The 25,449-nt window shown below is 71.1% G+C and carries 19 protein-coding genes; 12 read left to right on the forward strand and 7 right to left on the reverse strand.

Annotation, left to right across the window (positions count from 1 at the left end):
- Positions 1–218 precede the first annotated feature (218 nt).
- Both RPQ07_RS33785 and RPQ07_RS33790 read left to right on the forward strand, forming a co-directional pair.
- Positions 219–749 carry a VOC family protein gene (locus tag RPQ07_RS33785; RefSeq protein WP_313948045.1) on the forward strand — a complete coding sequence of 177 codons (531 nt, stop codon included), beginning with the start codon at positions 219–221 and terminating at the stop codon, positions 747–749.
- Between the two features lie 95 nt (positions 750–844).
- Entirely contained in the window at positions 845–1,726 is an 882-nt protein-coding gene (locus RPQ07_RS33790; protein WP_313948046.1) for a DUF72 domain-containing protein, read from the forward strand.
- Between the two features lie 36 nt (positions 1,727–1,762).
- On the opposite strand, the gene RPQ07_RS33795 is transcribed toward RPQ07_RS33790, so the two are convergent.
- Positions 1,763–3,385, reverse strand: a complete 1,623-nt coding sequence (locus tag RPQ07_RS33795) for an acyl-CoA synthetase (protein WP_313948047.1) — start codon at positions 3,383–3,385, stop codon at positions 1,763–1,765.
- 176 nt (positions 3,386–3,561) lie between these two features.
- On the opposite strand from RPQ07_RS33795, the gene RPQ07_RS33800 reads away from it, so the two are divergent.
- The 8 genes from RPQ07_RS33800 (at position 3,562) to RPQ07_RS33835 (ending at position 12,462) form a co-directional block, all read left to right on the forward strand.
- Positions 3,562–4,371: a crotonase/enoyl-CoA hydratase family protein gene (locus tag RPQ07_RS33800; protein WP_313948048.1), complete on the forward strand. Its 810-nt coding sequence runs from the start codon at positions 3,562–3,564 to the stop codon at positions 4,369–4,371.
- 19 nt (positions 4,372–4,390) lie between these two features.
- Positions 4,391–5,335: a Zn-ribbon domain-containing OB-fold protein gene (locus RPQ07_RS33805; RefSeq protein WP_313948049.1), complete on the forward strand. Its 945-nt coding sequence runs from the start codon at positions 4,391–4,393 to the stop codon at positions 5,333–5,335.
- Positions 5,332–6,384 (forward strand): thiolase domain-containing protein, encoded by a 1,053-nt coding sequence (locus RPQ07_RS33810; protein ID WP_313948050.1) that lies wholly within the window; start codon positions 5,332–5,334, stop codon positions 6,382–6,384. Before RPQ07_RS33805 ends, RPQ07_RS33810 begins: the two co-directional genes overlap by 4 nt.
- Positions 6,377–7,558, forward strand: a complete 1,182-nt coding sequence (locus RPQ07_RS33815; protein WP_313948051.1) for a thiolase domain-containing protein — start codon at positions 6,377–6,379, stop codon at positions 7,556–7,558. The genes RPQ07_RS33810 and RPQ07_RS33815 overlap by 8 nt, the downstream gene beginning before the upstream one ends.
- Positions 7,559–7,690: 132 nt before the next feature.
- Positions 7,691–7,906 carry a DUF397 domain-containing protein gene (locus RPQ07_RS33820; RefSeq protein WP_413777862.1) on the forward strand — a complete coding sequence of 72 codons (216 nt, stop codon included), beginning with the start codon at positions 7,691–7,693 and terminating at the stop codon, positions 7,904–7,906.
- 473 nt (positions 7,907–8,379) lie between these two features.
- Positions 8,380–8,724, forward strand: coding sequence for a hypothetical protein (locus RPQ07_RS33825; RefSeq protein ID WP_313948053.1), 345 nt, complete (start codon positions 8,380–8,382; stop codon positions 8,722–8,724).
- Between the two features lie 253 nt (positions 8,725–8,977).
- The gene (locus tag RPQ07_RS33830) at positions 8,978–11,893 is read left to right on the forward strand and encodes an ATP-binding protein (protein ID WP_313948054.1); all 2,916 of its coding nucleotides are present in this window, start codon (positions 8,978–8,980) and stop codon (positions 11,891–11,893) included.
- A 68-nt stretch (positions 11,894–11,961) separates the two neighbouring features.
- On the forward strand, positions 11,962–12,462 hold the full coding sequence (locus RPQ07_RS33835) for a hypothetical protein (protein WP_313948055.1): 501 nt from the start codon (positions 11,962–11,964) through the stop codon (positions 12,460–12,462).
- Positions 12,463–12,556: 94 nt separating this feature from the next.
- Here RPQ07_RS33835 and RPQ07_RS33840 read toward each other — a convergent pair whose 3' ends face one another.
- The 4 genes from RPQ07_RS33840 to RPQ07_RS33855 form a co-directional block, all read right to left on the reverse strand.
- Complete coding sequence (locus RPQ07_RS33840; protein ID WP_313948056.1) at positions 12,557–14,743, reverse strand: terpene synthase family protein; 2,187 nt, start codon at positions 14,741–14,743, stop codon at positions 12,557–12,559.
- A 165-nt stretch (positions 14,744–14,908) separates the two neighbouring features.
- Positions 14,909–16,834 (reverse strand): peptidoglycan recognition family protein, encoded by a 1,926-nt coding sequence (locus tag RPQ07_RS33845; RefSeq protein WP_313948057.1) that lies wholly within the window; start codon positions 16,832–16,834, stop codon positions 14,909–14,911.
- Positions 16,835–17,239: 405 nt separating this feature from the next.
- Positions 17,240–17,374 (reverse strand): hypothetical protein, encoded by a 135-nt coding sequence (locus tag RPQ07_RS33850; RefSeq protein WP_313948058.1) that lies wholly within the window; start codon positions 17,372–17,374, stop codon positions 17,240–17,242.
- Positions 17,375–17,563: 189 nt separating this feature from the next.
- On the reverse strand, positions 17,564–18,688 hold the full coding sequence (locus tag RPQ07_RS33855; protein WP_313948059.1) for an aminoglycoside phosphotransferase family protein: 1,125 nt from the start codon (positions 18,686–18,688) through the stop codon (positions 17,564–17,566).
- A gap of 233 nt (positions 18,689–18,921) precedes the next feature.
- Between RPQ07_RS33855 and RPQ07_RS33860 the strand changes: the two genes are divergently transcribed.
- Positions 18,922–20,418, forward strand: coding sequence for a hypothetical protein (locus tag RPQ07_RS33860; RefSeq protein ID WP_313948060.1), 1,497 nt, complete (start codon positions 18,922–18,924; stop codon positions 20,416–20,418).
- A gap of 153 nt (positions 20,419–20,571) precedes the next feature.
- Here the strand turns inward: RPQ07_RS33860 and RPQ07_RS33865 are convergent, their stop codons facing one another.
- Positions 20,572–22,008 (reverse strand): PP2C family protein-serine/threonine phosphatase, encoded by a 1,437-nt coding sequence (locus RPQ07_RS33865; RefSeq protein WP_313949117.1) that lies wholly within the window; start codon positions 22,006–22,008, stop codon positions 20,572–20,574.
- A 131-nt stretch (positions 22,009–22,139) separates the two neighbouring features.
- Positions 22,140–23,003, reverse strand: a complete 864-nt coding sequence (locus RPQ07_RS33870) for a hypothetical protein (protein WP_313948061.1) — start codon at positions 23,001–23,003, stop codon at positions 22,140–22,142.
- Between the two features lie 117 nt (positions 23,004–23,120).
- Between RPQ07_RS33870 and ligA the strand changes: the two genes are divergently transcribed.
- A complete protein-coding gene (ligA, locus tag RPQ07_RS33875) occupies positions 23,121–25,253 on the forward strand; it encodes an NAD-dependent DNA ligase LigA (RefSeq protein ID WP_313948062.1) in 2,133 nt (710 codons plus the stop codon).
- Positions 25,254–25,449 lie beyond the last annotated feature (196 nt).

Here is a 25,449-nt window from a genome sequence, read left to right on the forward strand (position 1 = left end):
CGACCGATCATTCGGTCGTGGTGCGTCGGGATCAGTAATTCAGCCCTGCGGCCAGGCGTCAAGGGATGTGGATGGCTCCTACGGACGGCACCGGGATTGTCTCCGGCGGTTCGTCATCGGGTGAAGTGGAGGGGTGCCTCCGGGGTGATCGCCGCCGGACGGGGGAGGATGCGGGAAGGAAGTTGAATCCCGCATGCATTTTGACGAAGGAGACCGCGATGCCGCAGCCCGAGGGTGCCGAACTGGAAGCCGTGCAGGCACGCCGGGAGCTGCTGAAGCAGCGGTATCTGCGCGCGCCGGAGGACCGGCCCCCGACGACGGTCCGCGGCATCCACCACGTGGCCTTCATCTGCCGCGATGTCGAGGAGACCATCCGCTTCTACCAGGAGTTCCTGGGCTTCCCGTTGGTGGAGATCGTGGAGAACCGCGACTACCGCGGCTCCACCCACTTCTTCTTCGACATCGGCCACGGGAATCTGCTGGGATTCTTCGACTTCCCCGGACACGGCCACCCGCCCATCGAGGAGACGATCGGCGGCGTACAGCATCTGGCGCTGTCCGTGGACGCGGAACGGTTCACCGCGGCACGCAAAAGCCTCGACGACGCGGGCGTCGAGTATCTCGGCCCGGACCGCGGGGTCGAGGACAGCCTCTACCTCCGGGACCCCAACGGCGTTCCCCTGGAGCTCTATCAGGAGCGGCTCGGCGTCTTCAACGGCGAGCAGATCCTGGGAGCGGACCCCTCCTGAGGCCTGTCCCGCCCTCGCGGCCTGCGAACAGGGCCTGTCCCAGGCCGTCCTCGCCTCGCGGGAGATGCCCGGCCCGAAGCGGGTAGCCGACCGGCATGGGTCAGATCCTCGTCGGTACGTGTTCGTGGACGGACAGTGCGCTGCTCGCCAGCGGCTGGTACCCGCCGGGCAGGCGGGACGCCGAAGGACGGTTGCGTCACTACGCGGAGCGGTTCCCCGTCGTCGAGGTCGACGCCACCTACTACGCCCTGCCCAGCGTCCGCAACAGCCTGCTGTGGGTGGACCGTACGCCCGAGGGCTTTCGGTTCGACGTGAAGGCTTTCTCCCTGCTCACCGGGCATCCGACGCGATCGAAGGCGCTGCCGTCCGACCTGCGCGACGCCTTCGCCCGGCGAGGGAGGCCGGGGCAGGGCGACGACGACCCGGGTCTGCTCGACGAGGTGTGGCGCCGCTTCAGCGAGGCGGTGCTGCCCCTGCGGGACGCGGGCCGCCTCGGGACGCTACTCTTCCAGTTCCCGCCGTGGTTCGCCCCGGGCGCCACTGCGGAGGTCCTGCTCGACCGGTGTCGCAAGCGGACCGAGGGATGGCCGGTCGCGGTTGAGTTCCGGCATCCGGCGTGGTGGCAGGAGGACCGGTGCGTGGCCACCTCCGCGCTGCTGAGGGACCTCGGTCTCGCCTCGGTGAGCGTGGATGTCGCGCCGAACCTGCCGCTGTCGCTGCCTCCCGTCACGGAGGTCACCGCCGCCGGGCCGGCCGTGGTCCGCTTCCACGGACGCAACGCCGCGTGGGGTTCGGGCACCAAGGAGGAGCGGTTCCGCCACACCTATACGGACGGCGAGTTGACCGAGTGGCTGCCCCGGCTGACGGAGATGTCCCGGCGGGCCGAGCAGCTCCACGTCCTGTTCAACAACTGCTGCGGCGACGCGGCCGTGCGGGCCGCCGAGTCCATGGAGCGACTTCTCGCCGGGGCGTCCTGAAGGAAGCGCCCCGGCGAGGCATCCGTGTCCGGGCGCTCACTGCCCGGCGGCCTCCGTCGCCACCGTGCGCGCCCAGCGGTAGTCCGCCTTGCCGCTCGGCGAACGCTGGATCTCCTTCGCGATCACCAGCTGGCGCGGAATCTTGTAGCCGGCCAGCCGGGTGCGGCAGTGCGACTGGATCTCCTCCAGACCGGGCTCCGTCGCCCCCTGGCGCACCTGCACCACCGCGGCCACATGGTTGCCCCAGGTGGCGTCCGGCACCCCGGCCACCAGCGCGTCGTACACATCGGGGTGGGACTTGAGCGCCTGCTCGACCTCTTCCGGATACACCTTCTCGCCACCGGTGTTGATGCACTGCGAGCCGCGGCCGAGGACGGTGACGATGCCTTCCTCGTCGACCGTCGCCATGTCGCCGAGCAGCACCCATCGCTCGTCGCCGCGCTGGAAGAAGGTCTCCGCGGTCTTCTTGGGGTCGTTGTAGTAGCCGAGGGGTACATGCCCGCGCTGGGCGATCCGGCCCGGCTCGCCCACCGCGACCGGTTCGTACGTCGCCGGGTCGACCACCTCCGTACGGGAGTTGACCCGCAACCGGAAGCCCTTCTCGGGGCCGGAGTCCTCCGTCGCGGTGCCGTTGAACCCGGATTCCGACGAACCGAAGTTGTTCAGCAGCATCACGTTCGGCGCGAGCGCGGAGAACTGCGCCCGTACCGTCTCCGACATGATCGCGCCGGACGAGGAGACGCTGAACAACGCGGACAGGTCGGTGCCCTTCAGGGGCCCGTTCAGCGCGTCGATCAGCGGCCGCAGCATCGCGTCGCCGACCAGGGACACGCTGGTGACCTTCTCCTTCTCGATCGTCCGGAGGACCTCCTCCGGCACGTACTTGCGGTGGACCACGATCCGCTGGCCGAAGTTGAAGCCGATGAACGCGGTGAGGGTGGACGTGCCGTGCATCAGCGGGGGAGTGGGGAAGAAGGTGATCCCGTCACCGCCGGCGGCCACCCGCTCGGCGAGCTCCTCGGGCGAGGAGACCGGCTCGCCGGTCGGCGCACCGCCGCCCAATCCGGAGAAGAACAGGTCCTCCTGACGCCACATCACCCCCTTGGGCATGCCGGTGGTGCCCCCGGTGTAGATGATGAACTGGTCGTCTGCGGAACGCTGTTCGAAGCCTCGCCCGGGTGATGCGCCCGCCGTCGCGTCGGCGAAGGGCACGGCGTCCAGCGGCGGTGCGTCCTGCGGGGGTGTGCCCACGCGGACGAGATGCCGCAGCTTCCGTGTCTTCGGCAGCGCGGCCGCGACCCGCCGGGTGAACTCCGCGTCGAAGACCAGGGCCGCGAGGTCGGCGTCGCGGTAGAGGTAGACGAGTTCCTCTTCCACGTAGCGGTAGTTGACGTTGACCGGTACGACTCTCGCCTTGAGGCAGCCCAGCACGGTCTGCAGATACTCGATGCCGTTGTAGAGGTGCAGGCCGAGATGCTCGCCGGGTTCGATGCCCGCGCCGAGCAGATGGTGGGCGACACGGTTGGCCGCGGCGTCGAGCTCCGCGTAGGTGAGCCTGCGTTCCGCGCCGGTGCCGGGGTGGTCGATGTACACAAGCGCCTCGCGGTCGGGGACCACGTCGACGACCGACTCGAACAGGTCGGCAAGGTTGTACTCCACCGTTCCTCCTGACCGCGGCGCATCCCCGGCGAACTCCGGCTCGGCGGTCATTAGAGCGCCGGGGGACACAACTGGGAAGGGGCGCCGCAGAAGAAATCTGACTGGGTGTCAGAAAACTATTGAACTGGGCCCCGGCCTACTGCAACCTGTTCCAGGTCGAGACGGGAGGTCCGCACATGGAAGAACGAGGTGGAACCGAGCACCTCACCGTGCGGCGCGAAGGCGCCACACTCGTGCTCACCCTGAACAGGCCGGCGGCGAAGAACGCCCTCTCGCTGCCGATGCTGGTCGGCCTCCACGACGGCTGGATCGAGGCCGACGAGGACGACTCCGTACGCTCCGTCGTGCTCACCGGCGCCGGCGGAGCCTTCTGCGCCGGCATGGACCTCAAGGCGCTTGCCGGCCAGGGGATGGACGGAGAGCAGTACCGCGACCGGATGAAGGCGGACCCGGATCTGCACTGGAAGGCCATGCTCCGTCATCACCGCCCCCGCAAACCGGTGATCGCCGCGGTCGAGGGTGCCTGCGTTGCCGGCGGCACCGAGATTCTTCAGGGCACCGACATCAGGGTCGCGGGCCGCAGTGCCACCTTCGGACTGTTCGAGGTGAAGCGGGGACTGTTCCCCATCGGCGGCTCGACCGTACGGCTCCAGCGCCAGATCCCGCGCACCCACGCCCTGGAGATGCTGCTCACCGGCCGGCCCTACAGCGCCGATGAGGCGCGGGACATCGGGCTCATCGGCCACGTCGTTCCCGACGGGACGGCGCTCGACAAGGCCCTCGCCGTCGCCGAGCAGATCAACGCCTGCGGTCCGCTCGCCGTCGAGGCGGTGAAGGCATCCGTCTACGAGACCGCCGAGATGACCGAGACCGAAGGACTCGCCGCCGAACTCGAACGCGGCTGGCCGGTCTTCGACACCGAGGACGCCAAGGAAGGCGCCCGTGCCTTCGCCGAGAAGCGCGACCCCGTCTACCGCCGCGCCTGACCCGAGGGAGAGACCCCGGATGCCCGAGCTGCTGAGCGCCCCGCTGGTCGTCGAGTTCCCCTTCACCCGCTCACTCGGCCCCGTACAGAGCGCCTTTCTCACCGGACTGCGCGAGCGGACGGTCCTCGGCGTACGGACGGAGGACGGCCGGGTGCTCGTACCGCCCGTCGAGTACGACCCGGTCACCGCCGAGGAGATCCGTGACCTGGTCGAGGTCGGCTCCTGCGGGACCGTCACCACGTGGGCCTGGAACCCGGCCCCGCGACGCGGTCAGCCCCTGAGCGAGCCGTTCGCCTGGGTGCTGGTGCGGCTCGACGGCGCCGACACCTCCCTCCTGCACGCCCTCGACGCACCCGGGCCCGAGGCCGTCCGCACCGGGATGCGGGTGCGCGTCCGCTGGGCCGGGGAACGGACCGGCGCGATCACCGACATCGCCTGCTTCGAGCCGTACGACGGCGAGCCCGAGGTCCACGGGACGGAGCACGACGGGCAGTTCGACGACGCCGTCACCGGCATCGTGGCGCCCGCCCGGCTCGACTACGTCTATTCGCCCGGCCGCGCCCAGACCGCGCACATCGCCGCGCTGGCCGACCACCGGACCGTCGGTGAGCGCTGCCCCTCCTGCCACAAGGTCTATGTGCCGCCCCGGGGCGCCTGCCCCACCTGCGGCGTCGCCACCACGGACCGCGTCGAGGTCGGTCCGCGCGGCACGGTCACCACCTACTGCATCGTCAACATCAAGGCCAAGAACCTCGACATCGAGGTCCCGTACGTCTACGCCCACATCGCCCTGGACGGCGCCGACCTCGCCCTGCACGGGCGCATCGCCGGGATGCCCTACGACCAGGTGCGGATGGGACTGCGGGTGGAGCCGGTGTGGAAACCGGGCGGCCGCCACCCCGACCACTACCGCCCCACCGGCGAACCCGACGCCGACTACGACACCTACAAGGAGCTGCTGTGACGCACGACGTGGCGATCGTCGCCTTCGCGCAGACGGACCACCGGCGCCGCAGCGACGACCTCTCCGAGGTCGAGATGCTGATGCCGGTCCTCCACGAGGTCCTCGCGCACACCGGCCTGAAGACCGGCGACATCGGCTTCACCTGCTCGGGCTCCTCCGACTATCTCGCCGGACGGGCCTTCTCCTTCACCATGGCCCTCGACGGCGTCGGTGCCTGGCCGCCCATCTCCGAGTCCCATGTGGAGATGGACGGCGCCTGGGCGCTGTACGAAGCCTGGGTCAAGATCCTCACCGGTGAGGCCGACACTGCACTCGTCTACTCCTACGGCAAGTCGTCCCCCGGCCAGGTGCGGGACGTCCTCACCCGCCAGCTCGACCCCTACTACCTGGCCCCGCTCTGGCCCGACTCGGCGGCGCTCGCCGCACTCCAGGCGCAGGCGCTGATCGATGCCGGAAGCGTGGACGAGCCGGAGCTGGCCGCCGTCGCCGCCCGCAACCGCGACGACGCCCGGACCAACCCGCACGCCCAGCTCAGCGGATCGGTTCCGCAGGGCGAGTACATCGTCCAGCCGCTGCGGGCCGGGGACTGTTCCCCGATCGGGGACGGCGCCGCCGCCGTGATCCTCGCCGCCGGGGACCGCGCCCGTGATCTGTGCGAACGACCCGCCTGGATCCGGGGGATGGACCACCGGATCGAGGCCCACAGTCTCGGTGTACGCGATCTGACCGACTCGCCCTCCACCCGGCTCGCCGCACAGCGCGCCGGAGTCTTCGAGCGGCCTGTCGACACCGCCGAACTCCACGCGCCGTTCAGCTCCCAGGAAGTCGTCCTGCGGCGAGCTCTCGACCTCGACGACAGCGTGAGGGTCAACCCGTCCGGCGGAGCGCTGGCCGCCAATCCGGTCATGGCGACCGGCCTCGTCCGGCTGGGCGAGGCCGCCGCCCGTATCCATCGCGGCGAGTCCGACCGGGCACTCGCCCACGCCACCTCCGGCCCCTGCCTTCAGCAGAACCTGGTCGCCGTCCTGGAAGGGGAGGACCGTGCCTGACACCGCCCGAGGCAAGGAACCCGTCGCCGTCGTCGGCGTGGGCCAGACCAAACACGTCGCCGCCCGCCGGGACGTCTCCATCGCCGGCCTGGTACGCGAAGCCGCCCGCAGAGCACTCGACGACGCCGAGCTGACCTGGGCGGACATCGACGCCGTGGTGATCGGCAAGGCCCCCGACTTCTTCGAGGGCGTCATGATGCCGGAGCTCTACCTCGCCGACGCGCTCGGCGCCGTCGGCAAACCGATGCTGCGGGTGCACACCGCGGGCTCGGTCGGCGGCTCCACCGCCCTCGTCGCCTCCAACCTGGTGGCCTCCCGGGTACACGGCACGGTCCTCACCCTCGCCTTCGAGAAGCAGTCCGAGTCGAACGCCATGTGGGGCCTGTCCCTGCCGGTCCCCTTCCAGCAGCCCCTGCTCGCCGGCGCCGGCGGCTTCTTCGCCCCGCACGTACGCGCCTACATGCGGCGCACCGGAGCCCCCGACACGGTCGGCTCCCTGGTCGCCTACAAGGACCGCCGCAACGCGCTGAAGAACCCGTACGCCCATCTCCACGAGCACGACATCACGCTGGAGAAGGTCCAGGCCTCCCCGATGCTGTGGGACCCGATCCGCTACTCCGAGACCTGTCCCTCCTCCGACGGCGCCTGCGCGATGATCCTCACCGACCGGGCCGGGGCCTCGCGCGCACCGAACCCGCCCGCCTGGGTGCACGGCGGTGCGATGCGCAGCGAACCGACGATGTTCGCCGGCAAGGACTTCGTCTCGCCGCAGGCCGGCAAGGACTGCGCCGCCGATGTCTACCGGCAGGCCGGCGTCACCGACCCGCGCCGGGAGATCGACGCCGTCGAGATGTACGTCCCCTTCTCCTGGTACGAACCGATGTGGCTGGAGAACCTGGGCTTCGCCGCCGAGGGCGAGGGCTGGAAACTCACCGAGTCCGGCGTCACCGAACTCGACGGGGACTTGCCTGTGAACCCGTCGGGCGGAGTGCTGTCGACCAATCCCATCGGCGCCTCCGGCATGATCCGCTTCGCCGAAGCCGCACTTCAGGTACGCGGCCGGGCGGGCGAGCACCAGGTCGAAGGAGCTCGCAGAGCCCTCGGGCACGCGTATGGCGGAGGGTCGCAGTTCTTCTCGATGTGGCTCGTCGGCGCGGAGCCGCCCCGCACCTGACGCGTCCTTCCGTCCCCGGTGGCTCCCGGCCTTCTTCCGCGGCCTGTCGGTGACCGGGGACGATCGCTAGTCTGAGGCCGGAGACGATGCGGGAGGAGCACGGACGTGGCCGAGAGCACGACCACCACGCAGATGTTTTCGGGCTGGGACAAGCCTGAACTCGACCTCACCAACGCCGACTGGCAGTCCGGCAGTCAGGGAACGGGGGATGTCCAGATCGCCTTCGTGGAGGGCTTCATCGCGATGCGCAACGGCGGACGGCCGGAGGGCCCGTCCCTGATCTTCACACCGGCGGAATGGCGAGCGTTCGTGCTGAACGCCCGCGGTGGGGAGTTCGACCTCACCTGACGGCTCGCGCTGTCCCTTCCCCCTCCCGCCCGCCCTCGATCCCGGTCGATGTGGCCGCGACGGTCCGACCGCTGCGGCCACCGAAGCGATGCCGCGTGGACCCCTCGGGGCGCGTGTCGATGCGGGACGGGGCCGGGGGAGGCGCCTGCCCCGGTCATCCGCGCGGGCCGTGAACCCCGTCCGCCTGTTTGCCATCCGCGGGCTGCGGTGCGGGCGACCGATCCTGCCGCCGTGCGCGCGCCTCAGGTCCCGTACGGCCCGTCCGCACCACGCGTCCCGCACGGCCCGTCCGCACCGCGCGTCCCTCGCGCACTCGTGCGGCACCCCGCCGACGGCCCGACTCGTACACCCGTACGTGCCTACACGTGTGAGTGAACGCTGCGCGGACTTCTCCCGTATGACTCTGCATGCCCCGCACGCCGGGGTGCGCAGCGTCCCGCGAGGATTCCGTTCCAACAGCGTGAGGATCAGCCATGAATGACGCCATCAACCCGTCTCTCCAAGCCCTCCCTGACGGGGAGGCCGAACTCCGCCTGGTGGTCCGTCTGCAATGGGAGGACGTCGCCGCGCTGGGTCAGGAAGCGGGTCGGCTGTCAGCCCAGATGCAGCGCCCCGTGAGCCTCGACGAGGCCGTCGGCCACCGGCTCCGCTCGCGGACGACCGCGAGCCATGCCAGGCCCGCGGCAGCGCAGCAGACCGCGCCGTCGTCCGTCTCCTCGCTCACCGGACGATCACCCGGCGAACACGCACGGCAGGCGATAGAGAAGATCAACGGAACCGCCGGCCCCGGAATGAGCCCGACCCAGACCTCCGCCTAGGACTTCGCGGTCCTGCGCCCACGGCGGCCGCACCTCACCAGGCAGACCCCGGCCCACCGCACGCGGTCGTATACATGTGCGGCGGGCCGGGCCGCAGAACTCCCCACGTACCGACAACTCCCTTTCCGGACGCCCACGTTTCGCAAGGACAGGTCCCTGAGAGCGCGCGCGGGCGTACGCTGAGGTGCCTCAAGGACGTGTGCCGGCGGCCCCTTCACCGCGCCGGGAGCACGCCCGGCCGTGGGGGTTACAGATGACGCGACGTGCCGGCGGAACGAGACGCCGACTCTTCGAGCGTGAGGCCGAACTGGCCGCCGTCGACGAAGCTCTCGATGAGCTCACCGGCTTCCGGACGGACGACCTCGACCCGCCCGAGCGGCCGCGCGGCGCGCTGCTCGCCTTCGCCGGCCCCGCGGGTCTCGGCAAGACGACGCTGCTCAACGAGGTGCGCCGACGGGCGGCCGCAAAGAGCTGCACCGTTCTCTCGGCACGCGGCGGCGAGCAGGAGCAGCAGGTCGCCTTCCACGTCGCCCGCCAGCTGATCCAGCCCCAGCTGGCCGGCACCTCCGAGGCCACCCTGCGCATGCAACTGGGCAGTTGGTACGCCATCGTGGGCCCGGCGCTCGGACTGTGCACCGCGGACGCGGGCGCCCCGCCCGACCCGCAGGGCCTGCGCGACGGGCTCGACTGGGTCCTCACCCACCTCGCCGTGCAGCGCGCCCCGCTCGTCCTGGTCCTCGACGACGCCCACTGGGCCGACCCGGAGTCGCTGAGCTGGCTCGCCGCGTACGCGCCGCGCGCCGAAGAACTGCCGATGCTGCTCGTCGTCGCCTACCGCCCCGACGAACTCCCCGACCATGCCCAGCAGTTCCGGGGGATCACCGGGCGGGCCGGACAACGCCCCATCGACCTCGCACCGCTGACCGCCCCGGCCGTGGGCAGTCTCGTACGCGACCGGCTCGGCGCGCATGCCGACGAGGCGTTCTGCCGCGAATGCTGGGCCGTCACCGCGGGCAACCCCTTCGAGGCCGTCGAACTCACCGCCAAGGTCAGCGACCGCGGCATCGAACCCCTCGAAGCCGGCGCCCACCTGCTGCGCGACCTCGCCGCCGCGGTCAAGGGAAGCGGTCTCGTCTCCCGGCTGGAGCGGCTCGGCACCTCCACCGTCCGCTTCGCCTGGGCCGGAGCCGTCCTCGGTACCGAGATCCAGCCGTCGCTCGCCGCTTCCGTCGCCGGGCTCGGCAGCGAGGCGGCGGCCGACGCCGCGGACCGGCTGCGCGACGCCCGTATCCTCACCGGCTCCGACACCCTCGAATTCGTCCACCCGCTGATCGCCACCGCCGTATACCGGGCCATTCCCGATGCCGTGCGCGTCGCGCTGCACGGCCTGGCCGCCTGGGCGGTCGTCGACGCCGGGCTCGGCTCGACCGCCGCCGCCCGCCACTTGATGGAGGCCCATCCCGACGGCGATCCCTGGGTCGTCCAGCATCTGCGCCGGGCGGCGGGAGAGACCCTGCGCGCAGGTGCCCCGGACGCCGCCCGCCGCTTCCTCGCCCGCGCACTGCGCGAGCCGCCGGCCTTCGACGACCGGGCCGCCGTCCTGTACGAACTGGGCTGCGCCTCCCTGCTCACGGAACCCGCCACCACGGTCAACCATCTGCGGGCCGCACTCGAAGAACCCATCACCGACCCCGCCCTGCGCCAGGCCATCGTCTACCGCCTCTCCCAGGTCCTCGCCCACTCCGACCGCCTCGCCGAAGCCTGTGACGCGCTCGCGCGCGAGACCCGGCGCTCGACCGACCCGCGCACCCGGCTGCGGATGCAGTCCGAGAAGTTCATGTGGGACGCCTTCCGCGCGGACGAACCCGACTCCCCGGCCCGCTCCCGGCGGCTGGCCCGCCTCGCCGACCGCCTCCCCGGCACCGATCTCACCGAGCGGTACATCATCGGGCTGCGCGCCTGGGACGCCACGCTGCGTGCCGAACCCGCCTCCGTCGCGCTCCACCACGCCGAACGCGCTCTGGAGGGCGGCCTGAGCTGGGCGGTCGAGGACCGCGGCTTCGAAGTCCCGGTGCTCGTAGCGCTCGCGTTCCTCTACGCGGACCGGCCCGGCCGGGCCGAGGAACTGTTCGCGGCAGGTACGGCGGAGTTCGAGCGCCAGGGCTGGCGCGGCGCCCACCTCTCCTTCGCCTACACCCTGCTGGCGTACATCCGCTACCGGCGCGGGCGGCTCGCCGAGGCCGAGGACTTCGTCCGGGCGGGACTGCGTCTCGCCGAGCGTGTCGGTCCCCGCACCCCGGCCGCGTGGTACGCCGTCGGCACCCTCATCGAGGTACTGCTCGCCCGCGGCCGCACCGACGAGGCGATCACCGTCGCGCAGGACCACGGCTTCGGCGAGCCCTTCCCCGCGGCCGTCACCTTCCCCGACTCGCAGTCCGTCTACGGCGAACTGCTGCTCGCCAGGGGCCGGACCAAGGAGGCGGCCGTCGAGCTGGCCGCCGTGGGCCGCCGGCTCGACCCGCGCGGTATGCGCAACCCCGCCTGGTGCCCCTGGCAGCTCCATCTCGCCCTCGCCGAGGCCCACGACGCACCGGAGAGAGCGCGGACCATCGCCCTCGACGCCGTCCAGCGTGCCCGCCGGTACGCCACCGCCTCCGGGATCGGCCAGGCACTGCGGGTCGCCGCCGAGGTGTACGACGGCAGCGAGCGCACCGCCTTCCTGCGGGAAGCCGTCACCTGCCTCGAACGCTCACCGGCCGCGTACGAACTGGCCCGCGCCCTCGTCGGCCTCGGCACGCATCTGCGCGGCACCGGCCACCCGAAGGAGGCCGCGGAGTATCTCTACCGAGGGCTGGAGGCCGCCGGCCAGTGCGACGCCGACGGGCTCGCGGACACCGCCCGCGACGAGCTCGCCGCCGCGGGGCTGCGCCCCCGACGGCTGCGCGCCATCGAGACGGACGCCCTCACCACCCGGGAGCGGACCGCGGCCCTGCTGACCGTGAAGGGGGACGACGCGGCCGCCGTGGCCGCCGCCCTGCACCTCGACGAACCCGCCGTGATCAAGCTGCTCTCGGCCGTCTACCGCAAGGTCGGCACCGACGAGGCGGGACTCGCCGCGGCACTCGGCGAGGACACCGAGGAGGCGACGGTCGGCGGGCGCGGAAGGTGACCGAACAGTAGCCCGAAGGCACCCGGCCCCGGCTCTGGCGCACCCTTGCGGACACGTACCATGGCGGTATGTCCTTCCTCCGCCGCCGCAGCGCCGCCACTCCCGCGGGTCCGGACTTCGACGTCCTGGCCATGGACCCGGGAGACTGGCCCGGCAACCTCGGCGCGGGCCTCCTTCCCGCTCCCGACGGTTCCTGTCAGGGAGTCTTTCTGCGGTACGACCTGTTCGGCGGCCGCGGCCCGGCGATGATCATCGGCAACCTCCCGGAGGGCTCGCCCGCCCGCGAGGTCGACGAGGGACAGGTCCCCTTCGAGGTGGCGCAGCTGCTGCTGGCCCTGGAGAACGAGGAGCCCGTCGAGGTCGTCGAGACGGAGGACCTGCCGGTGATGCAGGGGGACAATCTGCTGATCGTCCGCCGGCTCAAGCTCTCCGAGAGCCGTATCTCCTGCGTCCAGTTCGACCGCAGCGACAATGTGCTGGTCACCATCGCCAGCTGGGACCGTCCGATCACGGACGACCTGTACGCGCTGCTCAAGCCGCTGCCCGCGGAACTCTTCCAGCAGGGCTGACCCTGCGGCTCGAACAGGGCTGACCTTCCGGCCGCCTTCCGGTGCGGGGCCGCGAAACCCGTCCGGCTCCGCGGCCCGCGTTCCTCGGCCGCCGCTATCGAGCGAGCATCGCGGCCACCCGCATCGCCGAGGTGCCGAGCCCCGTCGGCTCCTTCAGCAGCGTCGTGCCCGCGCCCCTGCGCAGATCCTCCGCCTGGTAACGGCGCACCCCCCGGTGCCAGTTGAGGATGCCCGCCAGCCAGTCCTCCAGCTCGTGCACATAGGCGTCGAGTGCGGCCCTTCCCGCCTTGTCGAGGGAGAAGTCCTCGTACAGCAGCGGCAGTTCCCGCTCCTTGACGTGAAGGAACTGGCGGAGCCGGCCGCGCATCAGATCGTCGACGATGGAGACCGCGGCCGGATAGTCGCAGTCGAAGAACGTCTGCACCACCAGGACCGCGTTGTGCACCTCACCCTCGACCTCGATCTCCTTCTGGTAGGAGAAGAGATCGTTGACGAGAAAGGCGTAGTCCGCTGCGGCGTTCTCCAGGCTCCGCACCGTCCCGCTGCGCAGCACCTCCGGTGGCAACTCCCCCTCGTGCCGCAGCCGGCACAGGCTCATCGTCAGGTCCGACCCGAAGGTCAGCCGGCGCATCTCGATGTAGTCGACCGGGTCGGGGACGCGGTGCTGCGCCTGGTTGTGCAGCTCCCACAACCAGCTCTCGAGCATCACCTCGATCGACCGGCGCAGTCCCACCCGTGCCCCGCCTTCCATCGGGCCGGCGGTGCGCGCCCACAGATCGGCGAGCGCTCGCTCCATCGGGCTGACGGCAAGGGCCGAGGCAGCGGCCGGTTCGTCGACGGGCATACAGGCCAACAGCCGCTCGTTGCACAGCTTCGCCCCGACGAGATTGCGCGGACGGCCGAAGACGAGGGGGTAGTAGTCGTCGCCGTAGGTGCCCCAGGTCAGCCACTCCGCGCTGAGCTCCAGTTCCTCGGCCGTGGCGTCCGGGTCCAGGCCCGCCGAGCACAACGCGAAGTCGAAACCCCGCAGCATCGGCCCGTCCCAGATGTCCCCGAGCAGGCCCATCCGGTCCGCCCAGGCGACCGACTTGTCGAGCGCGTCCCGGTGGTGCGGACTGATGGAGAGAGGGAACGGCAGGTCGAAGTCGGGCAACAGCGACGGTCCCACCCGCTGGTGCGGAACGTGGGCGAGGCCGCGCAGCCGCGATGCCGCGGGACGGCCGAAGAGTGTCGTGATGTCGAGGGCCGAGGTGCCCACCACCCCGCCGACATGTGAAGGCCCGGTGTCCACGCCCTCGTTCATATAGCGGCTGGAGCGCATGTGCCATTCGTGACCACCGGACTGCCAGTCCTGAAGTCCCTTGGTGTACGCGGCGATCGCGGCGCAGTCGACCGGAGTCAGGCCCTTCTCCACACAGAGGGCGGGGACTTCGGTCAGCGCGGTGTTCTCGAACTGCTGGACCCGAGAGGTCAGCAGGTCGTTGACCGCCTCGGCCGCCTCCTGCGTCGTACACCCCAGGAAGGTCTCCAGCACGAGCACACCGTTGCTCAGCTCACCCTCGTCCTCCACCTCGCGCTGGTAGGAGAACAGGTCGTTGCGCAGATGGACACCGTCGGAGAACGCGTCCCGCAGCACTCGCAGCGGACGTGAGTCCGCGACCGCCTCGGGCACTTCGGCGCCCGCCGCGTACTCCACGAGCCCCGCCGACCAGGGTGCGCCGCCGACCTTCCGGCGCATCTCGATGTACTCGACGGGGTTGGAGATCCGCCCCTCGTTGATGTTGGTGAGCTCCCACATCGACTCGTTGAGGAGGTTCGCCGTGGACTCGGCGAACCTGGCCCGCCAGCCGTCGGACATGCTCGGCACGGTCCGCGCCCACAGATCGGCCAGTCCCGCCTCCACCGGGTTCTGCGGCTCCGGGATGTCGGCCGTGGAGCCCATCGGCATGAAGGCCGGCAGCCGGTCCAGATACGCCTTGCCGCCCTCACGGTCCTGGCTGCGCTTGAAGACCTCGAGGAAATGGTCGTCGAAGAAGAAGACCCACACATACCAGTCGGTCACCAGGGACAGCGCCTCGGCACCGCAGTCGGGGTGCGTATAGGCGCACAGCAGGGCGTAGTCGTGCGCGTCGAGATCGGCCTCCTCCCAGATGCCGGACCCCTCCAGCATCCCCATGCCGCGGGCCCACTCCTTGGTGTGCCGCCGTGCCTCCTCGACATGGGGGTTGAGCCGTGCCGGATACGGGACGTAGAAGTCCGGCAGAACGAAGGGCTGTGCCATCTGTGCGTGGGCCTTTCGGTGAGCATCCGCGCCAGCGCGGACCGGGTGGACGGGCGAGCCCTACCCGTCCCTCGGACGGCCCACGCACAACGGCCCATTAGTCACACAAGCTCACAAAGAGGAGACGGTGCGCCACCGGACCCCTCGACCGGTGGCGCCCGCCGGCTACCTCAGGACGCGCACATCCGCGGCCTTCACGAACGCCACCCGGTGCCCGAACTGGATCTCGTAGTACAGCTCCTTGCCCCGCACGACGCGATGTCCCGCCACATCGAAGGTCGTCGCGTACAGGTACTCACCCGGGACCCGGTCGCCCACCACGTACTTCTGCCCGGCGAGCAGCTTGTACGGCAGCGGCGACACCGGCTGCACCGGCACACCCTCGGGATAGGCGGCCGCCTCCGGATAGGCGCGCCCGTACACCGGGATCTCCGCCAGGCCGGCCCTCGGGGTCAGCAGGGCCTCCCGCGCGCCCACAGCTGTCGGCCGGCTGTGCGGATTGTGGAACCAGGCCTTCTGTCCGAGATACCAGATGGCGGTCCACTCGCCGCGGCGCTCCGCCACGGCGTACTGCTGGCCCGTCGAGGCACGCGCACCCGTGTCGTTGACCCCGGTGGTCGAGTCCTGCCCGCCGGGCCGCAGGCCGATGTCCTTGACCAGCGGCGCGTCGTCCGCCGGGGCGGTGTGCAGCCGGACCGCACCCGAGCCGTGCGGTGCGCACGCCTCGGCGGGCTTCACACAGCCCGTGTAGAGAGGCTGGTTGCGGACGTAGTCGGGACGGATGGTCACCACGTCGCTGCGGGGACCGGCACCCGGCACGAACGGACGGCCCAGCAGCGTGAAGTAGTGCGCCCAGTCCCAGTACGGGCCGGGGTCGGTGTGCATGCCGGCGATCGTCGCGGGGGTGGTGCCCGGCACCGTGTCGTGCCCGAGAATGTGCTGCCGGTCCAGCGGGATGTCGTACCGCTGCGCCAGATACCGCACCAGCCGTGCCGAGGTGCGGTACATCGCCTCCGTGTACCAGGCGTCCGGCGAGACCAGGAAGCCCTCGTGCTCCAGGCCCACCGACTTCGCGTTCACGTACCAGTTGCCGGCGTGCCAGGCGACGTCCTTGAGCGGCACGTGCTGGGCGATGTGCCCGTCGGAGGACCGCAGGGTGTACTGCCACGACACATACGTCGGGTCCTGCACCAGCTTCAGGGTGGTGTCCCAGGAACCCTCGGTGTCATGGACGACGATGTACTTCACCGACTGCGACGCAGGGCGGTTCGCCAGGTCGTGGTTGCCGTACTCGCCCTCGCCGAACTCCTCGTACGGCGCCGGGATCCACTCGCAGGCCACGGTCCGCGGACACTCGGTCTTCCCTGCGTCCGCCGTGCGCAGCCCGAGCCGGGCCGTCTGCCCGGCGTCGGTGACCGCCGACGGGTCGGCCGCCAGGGAGACATGCTCGCCGCTGTCCGTGGTGCGGGACTGGCCGGTGCGGATCACGTCGAAGACGTCGCCCGCGTAGACCGCGGCGGTCGCCGTGTCGTCGGCGCCCGAGAAGCGGGCGACGGCGCCGAACCAGTCGGAGGGCCGGTCGCTCAGCGGTCGGCCCAGCTTCTTCTGCGCGTCGGCGAGGAGGGCCGCGCCGCCGCGCACATTGGCCGCGGCGTTGTCCCGCAGTTGCGCCGCGCTGTAGCCCGACAGCTCGGCCGCGCGCTCCAGCGTCCGCAGCCGGGAAGGGAGTTCAGCGGGATCCGGCAGCGCGGTCCCGGCGGCCCGCAGGGGCTTACGGGCGTCGTCGCCGCGCGGGTCCTCGCTGCCGTGGGAATGGTGCGGAGCCTCGGCCAGCGCCGTGCGGGCGTCCGTGAGATGCATCGGCCCGTAGCCGCCGGTGACACTCGCAGCGCCTCCGTGCGTGTCCCACCGGGACTGCAGATACGACACACCGAGCAGCACGCTCTGCGGTACGCGGTACTGCGCGGCGGCCGCGGCGAACTCGCGCTGGAGCGACCCGGATCCGCCCTGCTCGGCGGTGGCGGACGGGCCGGCCGAGACCAGCGGCAGCAGCAGGGCTGCGGACGCCACCGCGCCCCCTGCCCTCAGCATGCGACGGCGGGCGCTTCGCGGGCGCGCGGGGGCGGAACGTTGCAAGGCAGCCTCCAGGGGCGGATGGTGCGTGGCGGGGCCTGCGGGGTCGGTCTCGACTACAGGGGTATCGGCTGCCGGACGATCCGTCAATCGCACTCAGGTGGAGGAAATTTGCACGTCAGCGCAGGTTCCGGGGAGTTTCGCGGTGAGGGGCCGCGGGCCTGCGGTGCGTCAGTGGTCTGGGCCAATTCCCCTCCACGGAACGGACATTGACCACGGCACGGCGACGCCCGGTTCCCGGGCCCGGCGAGCGGCTCGGTTCACCTGAACGGCGAGCCGGACGGGCGTCGTCGTGGGCCGAGCGTGTGTAGTCCGCGATGATCCGATCGAGCGGCTCACCGGGGGAGCGGCCGGCGTTCTCCGTCAGGCGCGCGCGAGCCGGTCCATGCCCTCGGTGATGTTCTCGCCCCGTCGTTCCACGACGCTGTTGGTGTCCAGCAGCAGAGGATCACCGCTCTGAAGCCGCACCGAAGCGGTCTCGTGCGGGAACTTGGGCATCGTGATCCGTCGCGCCGTGCGTAGGTGGTGCGCCGGGTGCCCCGCGCGAGCGTGTACGGCCGCTCGGCCCGGAGCCGTCCGGACGGTTGACGGGCCGTCGGGGGCACCGGACATCGCCCGCACAGCGCGCTGCGCGCCCAGTGTGTCGGCACTGGGCGCGCAGCGCACTTCCCCCTCTGTGGCGACCGGTCAGCGAGTGCCGACCGCCGCACGCACGGCCCGGCGGGCCAGTGCGCAGTCGTCGTGCAGCCGCCTGAGCAGCAGTCGCTGTTCCTCACCGGCCGACAGACCGCCGGCGGCGGGTGCGGTGGCACCCGTCGCGGGAGCGGCCTCCCGCATCGTGCGCTGCACCGCTGTCTCGTAGGTGCGGATCTCCCGGGTCAGCACCAGCATCAGATTCACCAGGAAGGCGTCCCGGGCCGCGGGCCCCTGCTGCTGGGCGAGCTGGCTGATCTGCCGCCTCGCCACCGGAGCGTCGCCGAGTACTGACCACAGGGTGGCCAGGTCGTACCCCGGCAGATACCAGCCGGCGTGCTCCCAGTCGACCAGCACGGGCCCCGTCGGCGACAGCAGGATGTTGGACAGTAAGGCGTCGCCGTGGCAGAACTGGCCCATGCCCTGCTTGCCACCGGCGTGCGCCAGCCCGTGCAGCAGCTTCTGGAGGTCGCCGAGGTCACGGTCGGTGAACAGACCCAGTTCGTGATAGCGCGAGATACGGGACGCATAGTCGAGGGGGGCGTCGAACATTCCGGCCGGCGGCCGCCAGGTGTTGAGCCGCGCGATCGCGCCGAGGGCGGCCCGCACATCGGCACGGGGCGGAGCCTCGGCCGGGTGTCGCGCGAGGGCCGCCGCCCGGCCCGGCATCCGCTCGATCACCAGGGTGCAGTTGTCGGGATCCGCGGCGACCAGCCGCGGGACCCGCACCGGTGGGCGGTGCCGGACGAAGGCGCGGTAGGCAGCTATTTCGTGCCGGAACCGTTCGGACCATGCGGGTGAGTGGTCGAGCAGACACTTGGCCACCGCCGTCATCCGCCCCGTCGTACCGACGAGCAGGACCGAACGTCCGCTGCGGCGCAGCACCTGGACCGGATTGAACTCCGGGCAGATGCGGTGCACCGACGCGACAGCCATGCGCAGCTGCGCGCCCTGAGGGCCGGACAAGTCGATTCTCCCGCTGAGGGGTTGGCCGACCGCCCCCACCGGCCGTCGAGTCCGGCCGGCGTTGGTGGGGTCGAGATACGGTCCGGAGCCGGCCGGTACGGCGGAGCGCTGCGGCCGGTGTGGGGCGGACACGGAGGACGATGCTGTGTACATGGGGGTGACAGATCCCTTCGTGCGCCGACAGTTTGCGTGCGCGGCCCCGCCCCGGCAGCCGGTCAACACCCTGGGGAGTGCGATCGGCTGCCGGGCCGGGGTGGCGCGTTCCTACGTCACACCAGAGCGCGGGTGGCACACCATCTGGCGCACCCTGGCGAACCCTGGCGAATAGTCGCCCCGCATCTGACAGGGGGTTACTGTCAACTCAGCCGAGAACCTGGGGGCTTGACGTGACCGGAGAACCCAACACCCGCCTCTGCGACCTGTTCCGCCTGGCCGGCTGGTCCAAAGGGGAACTCGCAAGACTCGTGAACCGGCAGGCGGCGGCCATGGGCCACCCGCAGCTGGCGACCGACACCTCGCGGGTGCGGCGCTGGATCGACATGGGGGAGACCCCGCGCGATCCCGTGCCGCGCGTGCTGGCAGCTCTGTTCACCGAGCGACTCGGTCGTGTCGTGACCATCGAGGACCTCGGGTTCGTACGAAGCGGGCGAGCAGGAAAGCGGAAGGACGCGCAGGGAAGTGACACCAACCCTGACGGCCTCCCGTGGGCGCCCGAACGCACCGCGGCGGTCCTCACCGAATTCACGGGAATGGACCTCATGCTCAACCGACGCGGCTTGGTGGGCGCGGGCGCCGCGCTCGCCGCAGGCTCCGCACTCAGCAGCGCCATGCACGACTGGCTGCACACCGACCCCGCACTCGCCAAGAACGCACCACATTTCGAGAACGCCCTGCAAGCCGACTCCGTCGGGTTCGACCGCTACGAGGCGGCGCCCATCGGATCGCAGGAGATCGAAGCTCTGGAACGTTCCGTCGAAGTGTTCCGCGCCTGGGACGCCGCCCGTGGCGGCGGCCTCCAGCGCAAGGCCGTGGTGGGCCAGCTGAACGAGGTGGGCGGCATGCTCGCCTACCGACACCCGGACCACCTCCAGCGGCGCCTGTGGGGCGTCGCCGCCAACCTCGCCGTACTCGCCGGCTGGATGTCGCACGACGTCGGCCTCGAACCCACCGCCCAGAAGTACTTCGTCATCGCCGCGCACGCGGCACGCGAGGGCGGCGACCGCCCGCGGGCCGGCGAAGCGCTCTCCCGTGCCGCCCGGCAGATGGTCCATCTGGGCCGTCCCGACGACGCACTCGACCTGATGAAGCTCGCCAAGACCGGCTCGGGTGAACAGACCCTGCCGCGTACCCGGGCGATGCTGCACACCATCGAGGCCTGGGCACAGGCTTCCATGGGCCGCGGTCAGGCCATGCGCCGCACCCTCGGTGAGGCCGAGGACCTGTTCGTCTCCGACAAGGGAGATGTGCCGGCGCCCAGTTGGATGCAGATGTTCGACGAGGCGGATCTGCACGGCATGGAGGCGCTCGCCTACCGCACGCTGGCCGAGCACGACCCGTCGGCCGCGAACATCGCGCAGAACCACGCACGGCAGGCGCTGCAACTGCGTGAGGGCGGACGGCAGCGGTCGAAGATCTTCGACTACATCTCCCTGGCCTCGGCCTGTTTCATCGCGGACGATCCCGAGCAGGCCGACCGCTATGCACGGCTGGCGCTCGTCTCGATAGGAGAGACCTCGTCGCACCGGACGTGGGACCGGCTGCGGGAGATGTACCGGCTCACCGGGCAGTACTCGGGCTACGCCAGGATCGAGGACCTGCGCCAGGAGATCCAGCAGGCCCTGCCCACGGGCCCGTCGAAGAAGGCGAGGAGCACCGACATCTAGGCGCGCAGTGCGCCGAGCGCGCCGAGTGCACCGATATCCGACCCGCGCCCGGGACCCACGTGCCCACACCCCGGACCCACGTGCTCATACCCAGGACGCTCGCGCCCGTGCACAGCACCCCCGTGCGGTCGGGCCCGGTGGACCGGATGCCTCCTAGGCGCCGATCTTCACCACCATCACGCAGGCGTCGTCCTCACGGCCGCCTTCACCGAACACCTCGAGGACTGCCCGTACGCACTCCTGCGCGTCCCGGGCCGCGGCGAATCGTGGCGCCAGTGCCAGCAGCCGGCCGGTGTCGCTGTCCCCTGCGGCGCTGGTGCGCGTCAGACCGTCCGTGTGCAGCAGCAACAGGTCACCGGCGAGCAGGGGTACTTCGGCCTGCTCGTACGTGGCGCCGGAGGTGGCACCGAGCAGCACACCCTCGGGGGGTGTGAGGACCTGCCCCGTCCCGTTGCGGAACAGCAGCGGGGCGGGGTGTCCCGCCTGCGCCCAGGAGAGGGTGCGGTTCGCCGGGTCGAAGCGACAGCACACCGCACTGCCCAGGGCCGGCTGGACGGAGGTCTCCAGCAACTGGTTGAGGTGCGCCATCAGCGGTCCGGGTTCGATACCCGCGACGGCCATGCCGCGCAGCGCACCGAGCAGCATCGCCATGGCCGATGTCGCGCTCACGCCGTGCCCCGTGAGGTCGCCGACGCTCAACAGCGACCCGCCATGGGGCAGTTGCAGGGCGTCGTACCAGTCACCGCCGATCAGGGCGCTGTTGGCGGACGGCAGATAGTGCGCGGCGACGTCGAGTTCGGCGGGGCCGTCGAGCGGGAACTGGAGCGAACCCCGCCACGGCGGAAGCACCGCTTCCTGGAGTTCGACCGCGAGCCGGCGCTCGGTCTGCTCGAAGTGCTGTTTGCGCTGTGCGTGGTCGCGGCTCTCGCGCAGCGCGCGCTCGCTGCGGCGCAGCTCGCTCACGTCCCTGAGGACCGCCCACATGGAGGCGGTGGACCCGTCGGAGTCGAGGACGGGCTCGCCCATCATGTGCACCGTACGGACGCGGCCGTCGGCGCGGACCATGCGGAACTCGCCGTCGATCGGGCGCCCGTCGACCAGACAGTCCGTCACCATCGAGGTGAGCAGGGCCTGGTCATCCGCGAACACGATCGACGGCAGCTCGTCCAGGGTCATGGGACCGCTCTGCGGGGAGCGTCCGAGGATCTGATAGAGCTCGTCGGACCAGCTCACCTCGTCGGTGAGGAGGTTCCACTCGGCGCTGCCGACCCGGCTGAGGAGCGATCCGGTGCTCTGCGCGCTGTCGGCCTCGTACTCCGCGAGTTCGTCCTCGAAGAGACCGAGGGACTCCGCGGGCAGGCCTTCCTTCAGCTGTCCCAGATGGGCGCCGAGGTCGTCCAAGTGATGGACGGCGAGGTCGCACAGCGCCCGCTGCCAGCGGCCCTGGGGATCGTCCTCCTCCAGCACGGCGTCGCGGCGTACGGCGTCCACGTCACCGCGCAGCCGGCGCGTCCGGGTGATCAGAGCATCGACGGCGCCACGCTCCGGCGGCTGTGGTGCGGCACGGTCCGCGAACACATGGGAGGGCATGACGTACTCCGATACAGGCGTGGCCACGGCCAGTCTGAAACACGGTCTGAACAATGGACCAGTTACGACTGTTGCACAGGGAGCGATGGCCCGTAAGGGATTTGGCAACACTCGATACGGTGGTGCCTCTGTCATATGCCACAGGCCGGGCAATGGGATGGTCCGGCCGGGGGTTGAGCGATGAGTTCAGGGGGCAGCAGGGGTCTAACCGATGGAGAGAGCATGCGGCAAAGTCGCCGCACGCGCCACAAGTTGGAGGTCCACCATGTGTACGCACCAGTCACAGGTGGAATCTTCTCCTCAACGGTCCGACGCGTACGAAGCCGTTGCGGCTTGAGAGGGTGAGTCCGATGGCCAAGGCCGCTCAGATCCGTATCCGAAAGCCCGCTCCGCAGAGGCCCGCCCGAGAGCTGGACCTGCGCACCCCGTCGGGCCGGGTGCTTCCCTACTGACAGCGCGCGTGCCAGGCACGCGCCCATGACGACCGTGGCCGCGACCGAGACGGCGAAACCCAGCCAGGAAGCATCGAACCAGAGACTGTTGAGCCGTCCCAGGCCGGTGAGATAGCCGGCCCACAGCACCCCTCCCACCACCGACCAGAACAGATGGCGACGCCGTGACACCCCCGTGGTGCCCACGGCGACCGCCAGCACGGTGCGGCCGCCCGGCACGAAGCGGGCGGCCACCGTCGTACGCCCCAGCCGGCCGGTGAGCGCCTTCCCCATCCTGGCCGCCGCGGATGTCAGGGCCGGACGTCTCAGCGGGCGGCTGCGTGCCAGCGTCACCACGAGCAGGTCCCCGAGCACCGAAGCGGCCGCCACCGGCACCGCGACGGCCAGCAGACCGACCTCCTGGGTGGTCGCCCACAGAGAGGCGGCCAGCACGAGCGTGCCGCTCGGCATCACCGGCACCAGCGCGTCGAGGAAGACCGCGAGCAGGGCGACGGCGAGTATCAGCGGAGAACCGATGAGCTCGTGGGTCAGGTCGGACAGCATGCCGTTCAGCCTGGTGCGACGGCCGCCCGACGGCAACTCCTTTTGTCACTCGGCGTGTTGATCCGGTCGCAGACTTCGCGAGGGGGCGTTGTCAGTGGTGGGCGGCAGGATGGACACATGACGACGACCTCACCCGCCGCCCCTGCCGCGGCCGCATCGATCGCCGACTCCTCCGCCTACGCGGAGGCGGTCGAAACCGCCTCCCGCGCCGCCGCCGCGTACTACGCGACGGGGGAGAGCACCCTCGACGACGACGCGTACGACCGGCTCGCCCGCGGGATAGCCGCCTACGAGGAGGCGCATCCCGAGGAGGTCTCGGCGTCCTCGCCGACGGGCAAGGTGGCGGGCGGTGCGGCCGTGGGGGACGTGCCGCACACCGTGCCGATGCTGTCGCTGGACAACGTCTTCTCCGCCGAGCAGCTGGCGTCCTGGACCGCGTCGGTGGAGCGGCGCATCGGCAGACCCGTCGAGCAGTGGAGCGTCGAGCCGAAGCTGGACGGCCTCGCGGTGGCCGCGCGCTACGAGGAGGGCAGGCTTGTCCGGCTGATCACCCGCGGCGACGGCACCGCGGGCGAGGACGTCTCGCATGCGATCGGCACGATCACCGGCCTGCCCGACCAGCTCGCCGAGCCGGTCACCCTCGAGGTGCGCGGTGAGGTACTGATGACCAACGAGCAGTTCGAAGCGGCCAACACCGTGCGTACGGCCCATGGCGGCGCCCCCTTCGCCAACCCGCGCAACGGCGCTGCCGGCACCCTGCGCGCCCGGGACCGGGCCTACCGCGTCGAGATGACCTTCTTCGGCTACGGGGCGATGCCGATGTCCGGGACCGGCACCGACCTCGCCGACCAGCTCGCGCAGTGGCCCCACAGCACCCTCATGTCCCATGTCGCCTCGCTGGGTGTGCACACCGCGGAGGACACCGCCGTCGCCCCACGCACCCTGACGACGGCCGACGAGATCATGGCGAGGATCGAGGAGATCGCCGCCCTGCGCGCGGATCTGCCGTTCGGGATCGACGGCATCGTCATCAAGGCCGACCGGGCGGCCGACCAGGCCGCGGCCGGATCCGGCTCGCGAGCCCCGCGCTGGGCCATCGCCTACAAGCTCCCCGCCGTGGAGAAGGTCACCACCCTGCTGGACGTCGAGTGGAACGTAGGGCGGACCGGGACGCTTGCACCCCGCGCCGTCCTGGAGCCGGTGGAGATCGACGGCACGACCGTCACCTACGCCACGCTGCACAACCCCGCCGACATCACCCGCCGTGACCTGCGCCTGGGTGACCGCGTCATGGTCTACAAGGCCGGCGACATCATTCCCCGGATCGAGGCGCCGGTCGTCCATCTGCGGACCGGCGATGAGAAGGCGATCGTCTTTCCCGAGGTCTGCCCGCAGTGCGGTTCCGGCATCGACACCTCCGAGCAGCGCTGGCGCTGTGTGCGCGGACGCGACTGCCGGCTGGTGGCCTCCGTCTCGTACGCCGCGGGGCGCGACCAGCTCGATATCGAGGGACTCGGCGACACCCGGGTCGTCCAGCTGGTCGAGGCGGGCCTGGTGGGCGACATCGCCGACCTGTTCACGCTCACCCGTGAGCAGCTGCTCGGTCTGGAGCGGATGGGCGAGACCAGTACGGACAACCTCCTGGCGGCCATCGAGACGGCCAGGTCCCGGCCCCTGTCGAGAGTGTTCTGCGCCCTCGGCGTGCGCGGCACCGGGCGCTCGATGTCGCGTCGGATCGCCCGGCACTTCGCGGCCATGGAGCACATACGCGCGGCGGGACCCGACGCGCTTCAGCAGGTCGACGGCATCGGGGTGGAGAAGGCGGCGGTCGTCGTCGCCGAGATCGAGGAGCTGTCTCCGCTGATCGACAAGCTCATCGCCGCGGGGGTCAACATGACGGAGCCGGGTGCGGTCCCGCCGGCCGTCGGCGAGGACGCGGACGCGGGCGGCGAAGAGTCCGCGGACGGCAGCGGGCCTGCCTCGCAAGCCCGTCCGCTCGACGGCATGGCCGTGGTGGTGACGGGTGCCATGACGGGCCCGCTGGAGAAGCTGTCCCGCAACCAGATGAACGAGCTCGTCGAGCGGGCCGGCGGCCGGTCCTCGTCCAGCGTCTCCGGGCGGACCTCGCTCCTGGTCGCGGGTGAGGGCGCGGGTTCCAAGCGGGACAAGGCGGAGAAGCTGGGCACGCGGATCGTCTCGCCGGAGGAGTTCGCCGATCTGGTGTCCGATTTCCTCGGTGAAGAAGGCTGAGCTCCTCGGCAGACAGGCGAACAGGCGCACAGGACTGAGGGGGCCCGGCCGGCCGGCCGGCTGAGCGGGCCGGGCCGCCTGATCGGGCTGCGCGAGCGGCCGACCGCACGCGCCGGACCGGGCCGGGCCTGAGCCGACGGCCGGCCGCGTATGTCTGCTGCCGCGGCCGACCACCTGCCGGTTGCCGCCTGCTGCC

It is taken from the genome of Streptomyces sp. AM8-1-1 (assembly GCF_032229325.1).
Taxonomy (GTDB): domain Bacteria; phylum Actinomycetota; class Actinomycetes; order Streptomycetales; family Streptomycetaceae; genus Streptomyces; species Streptomyces achmelvichensis.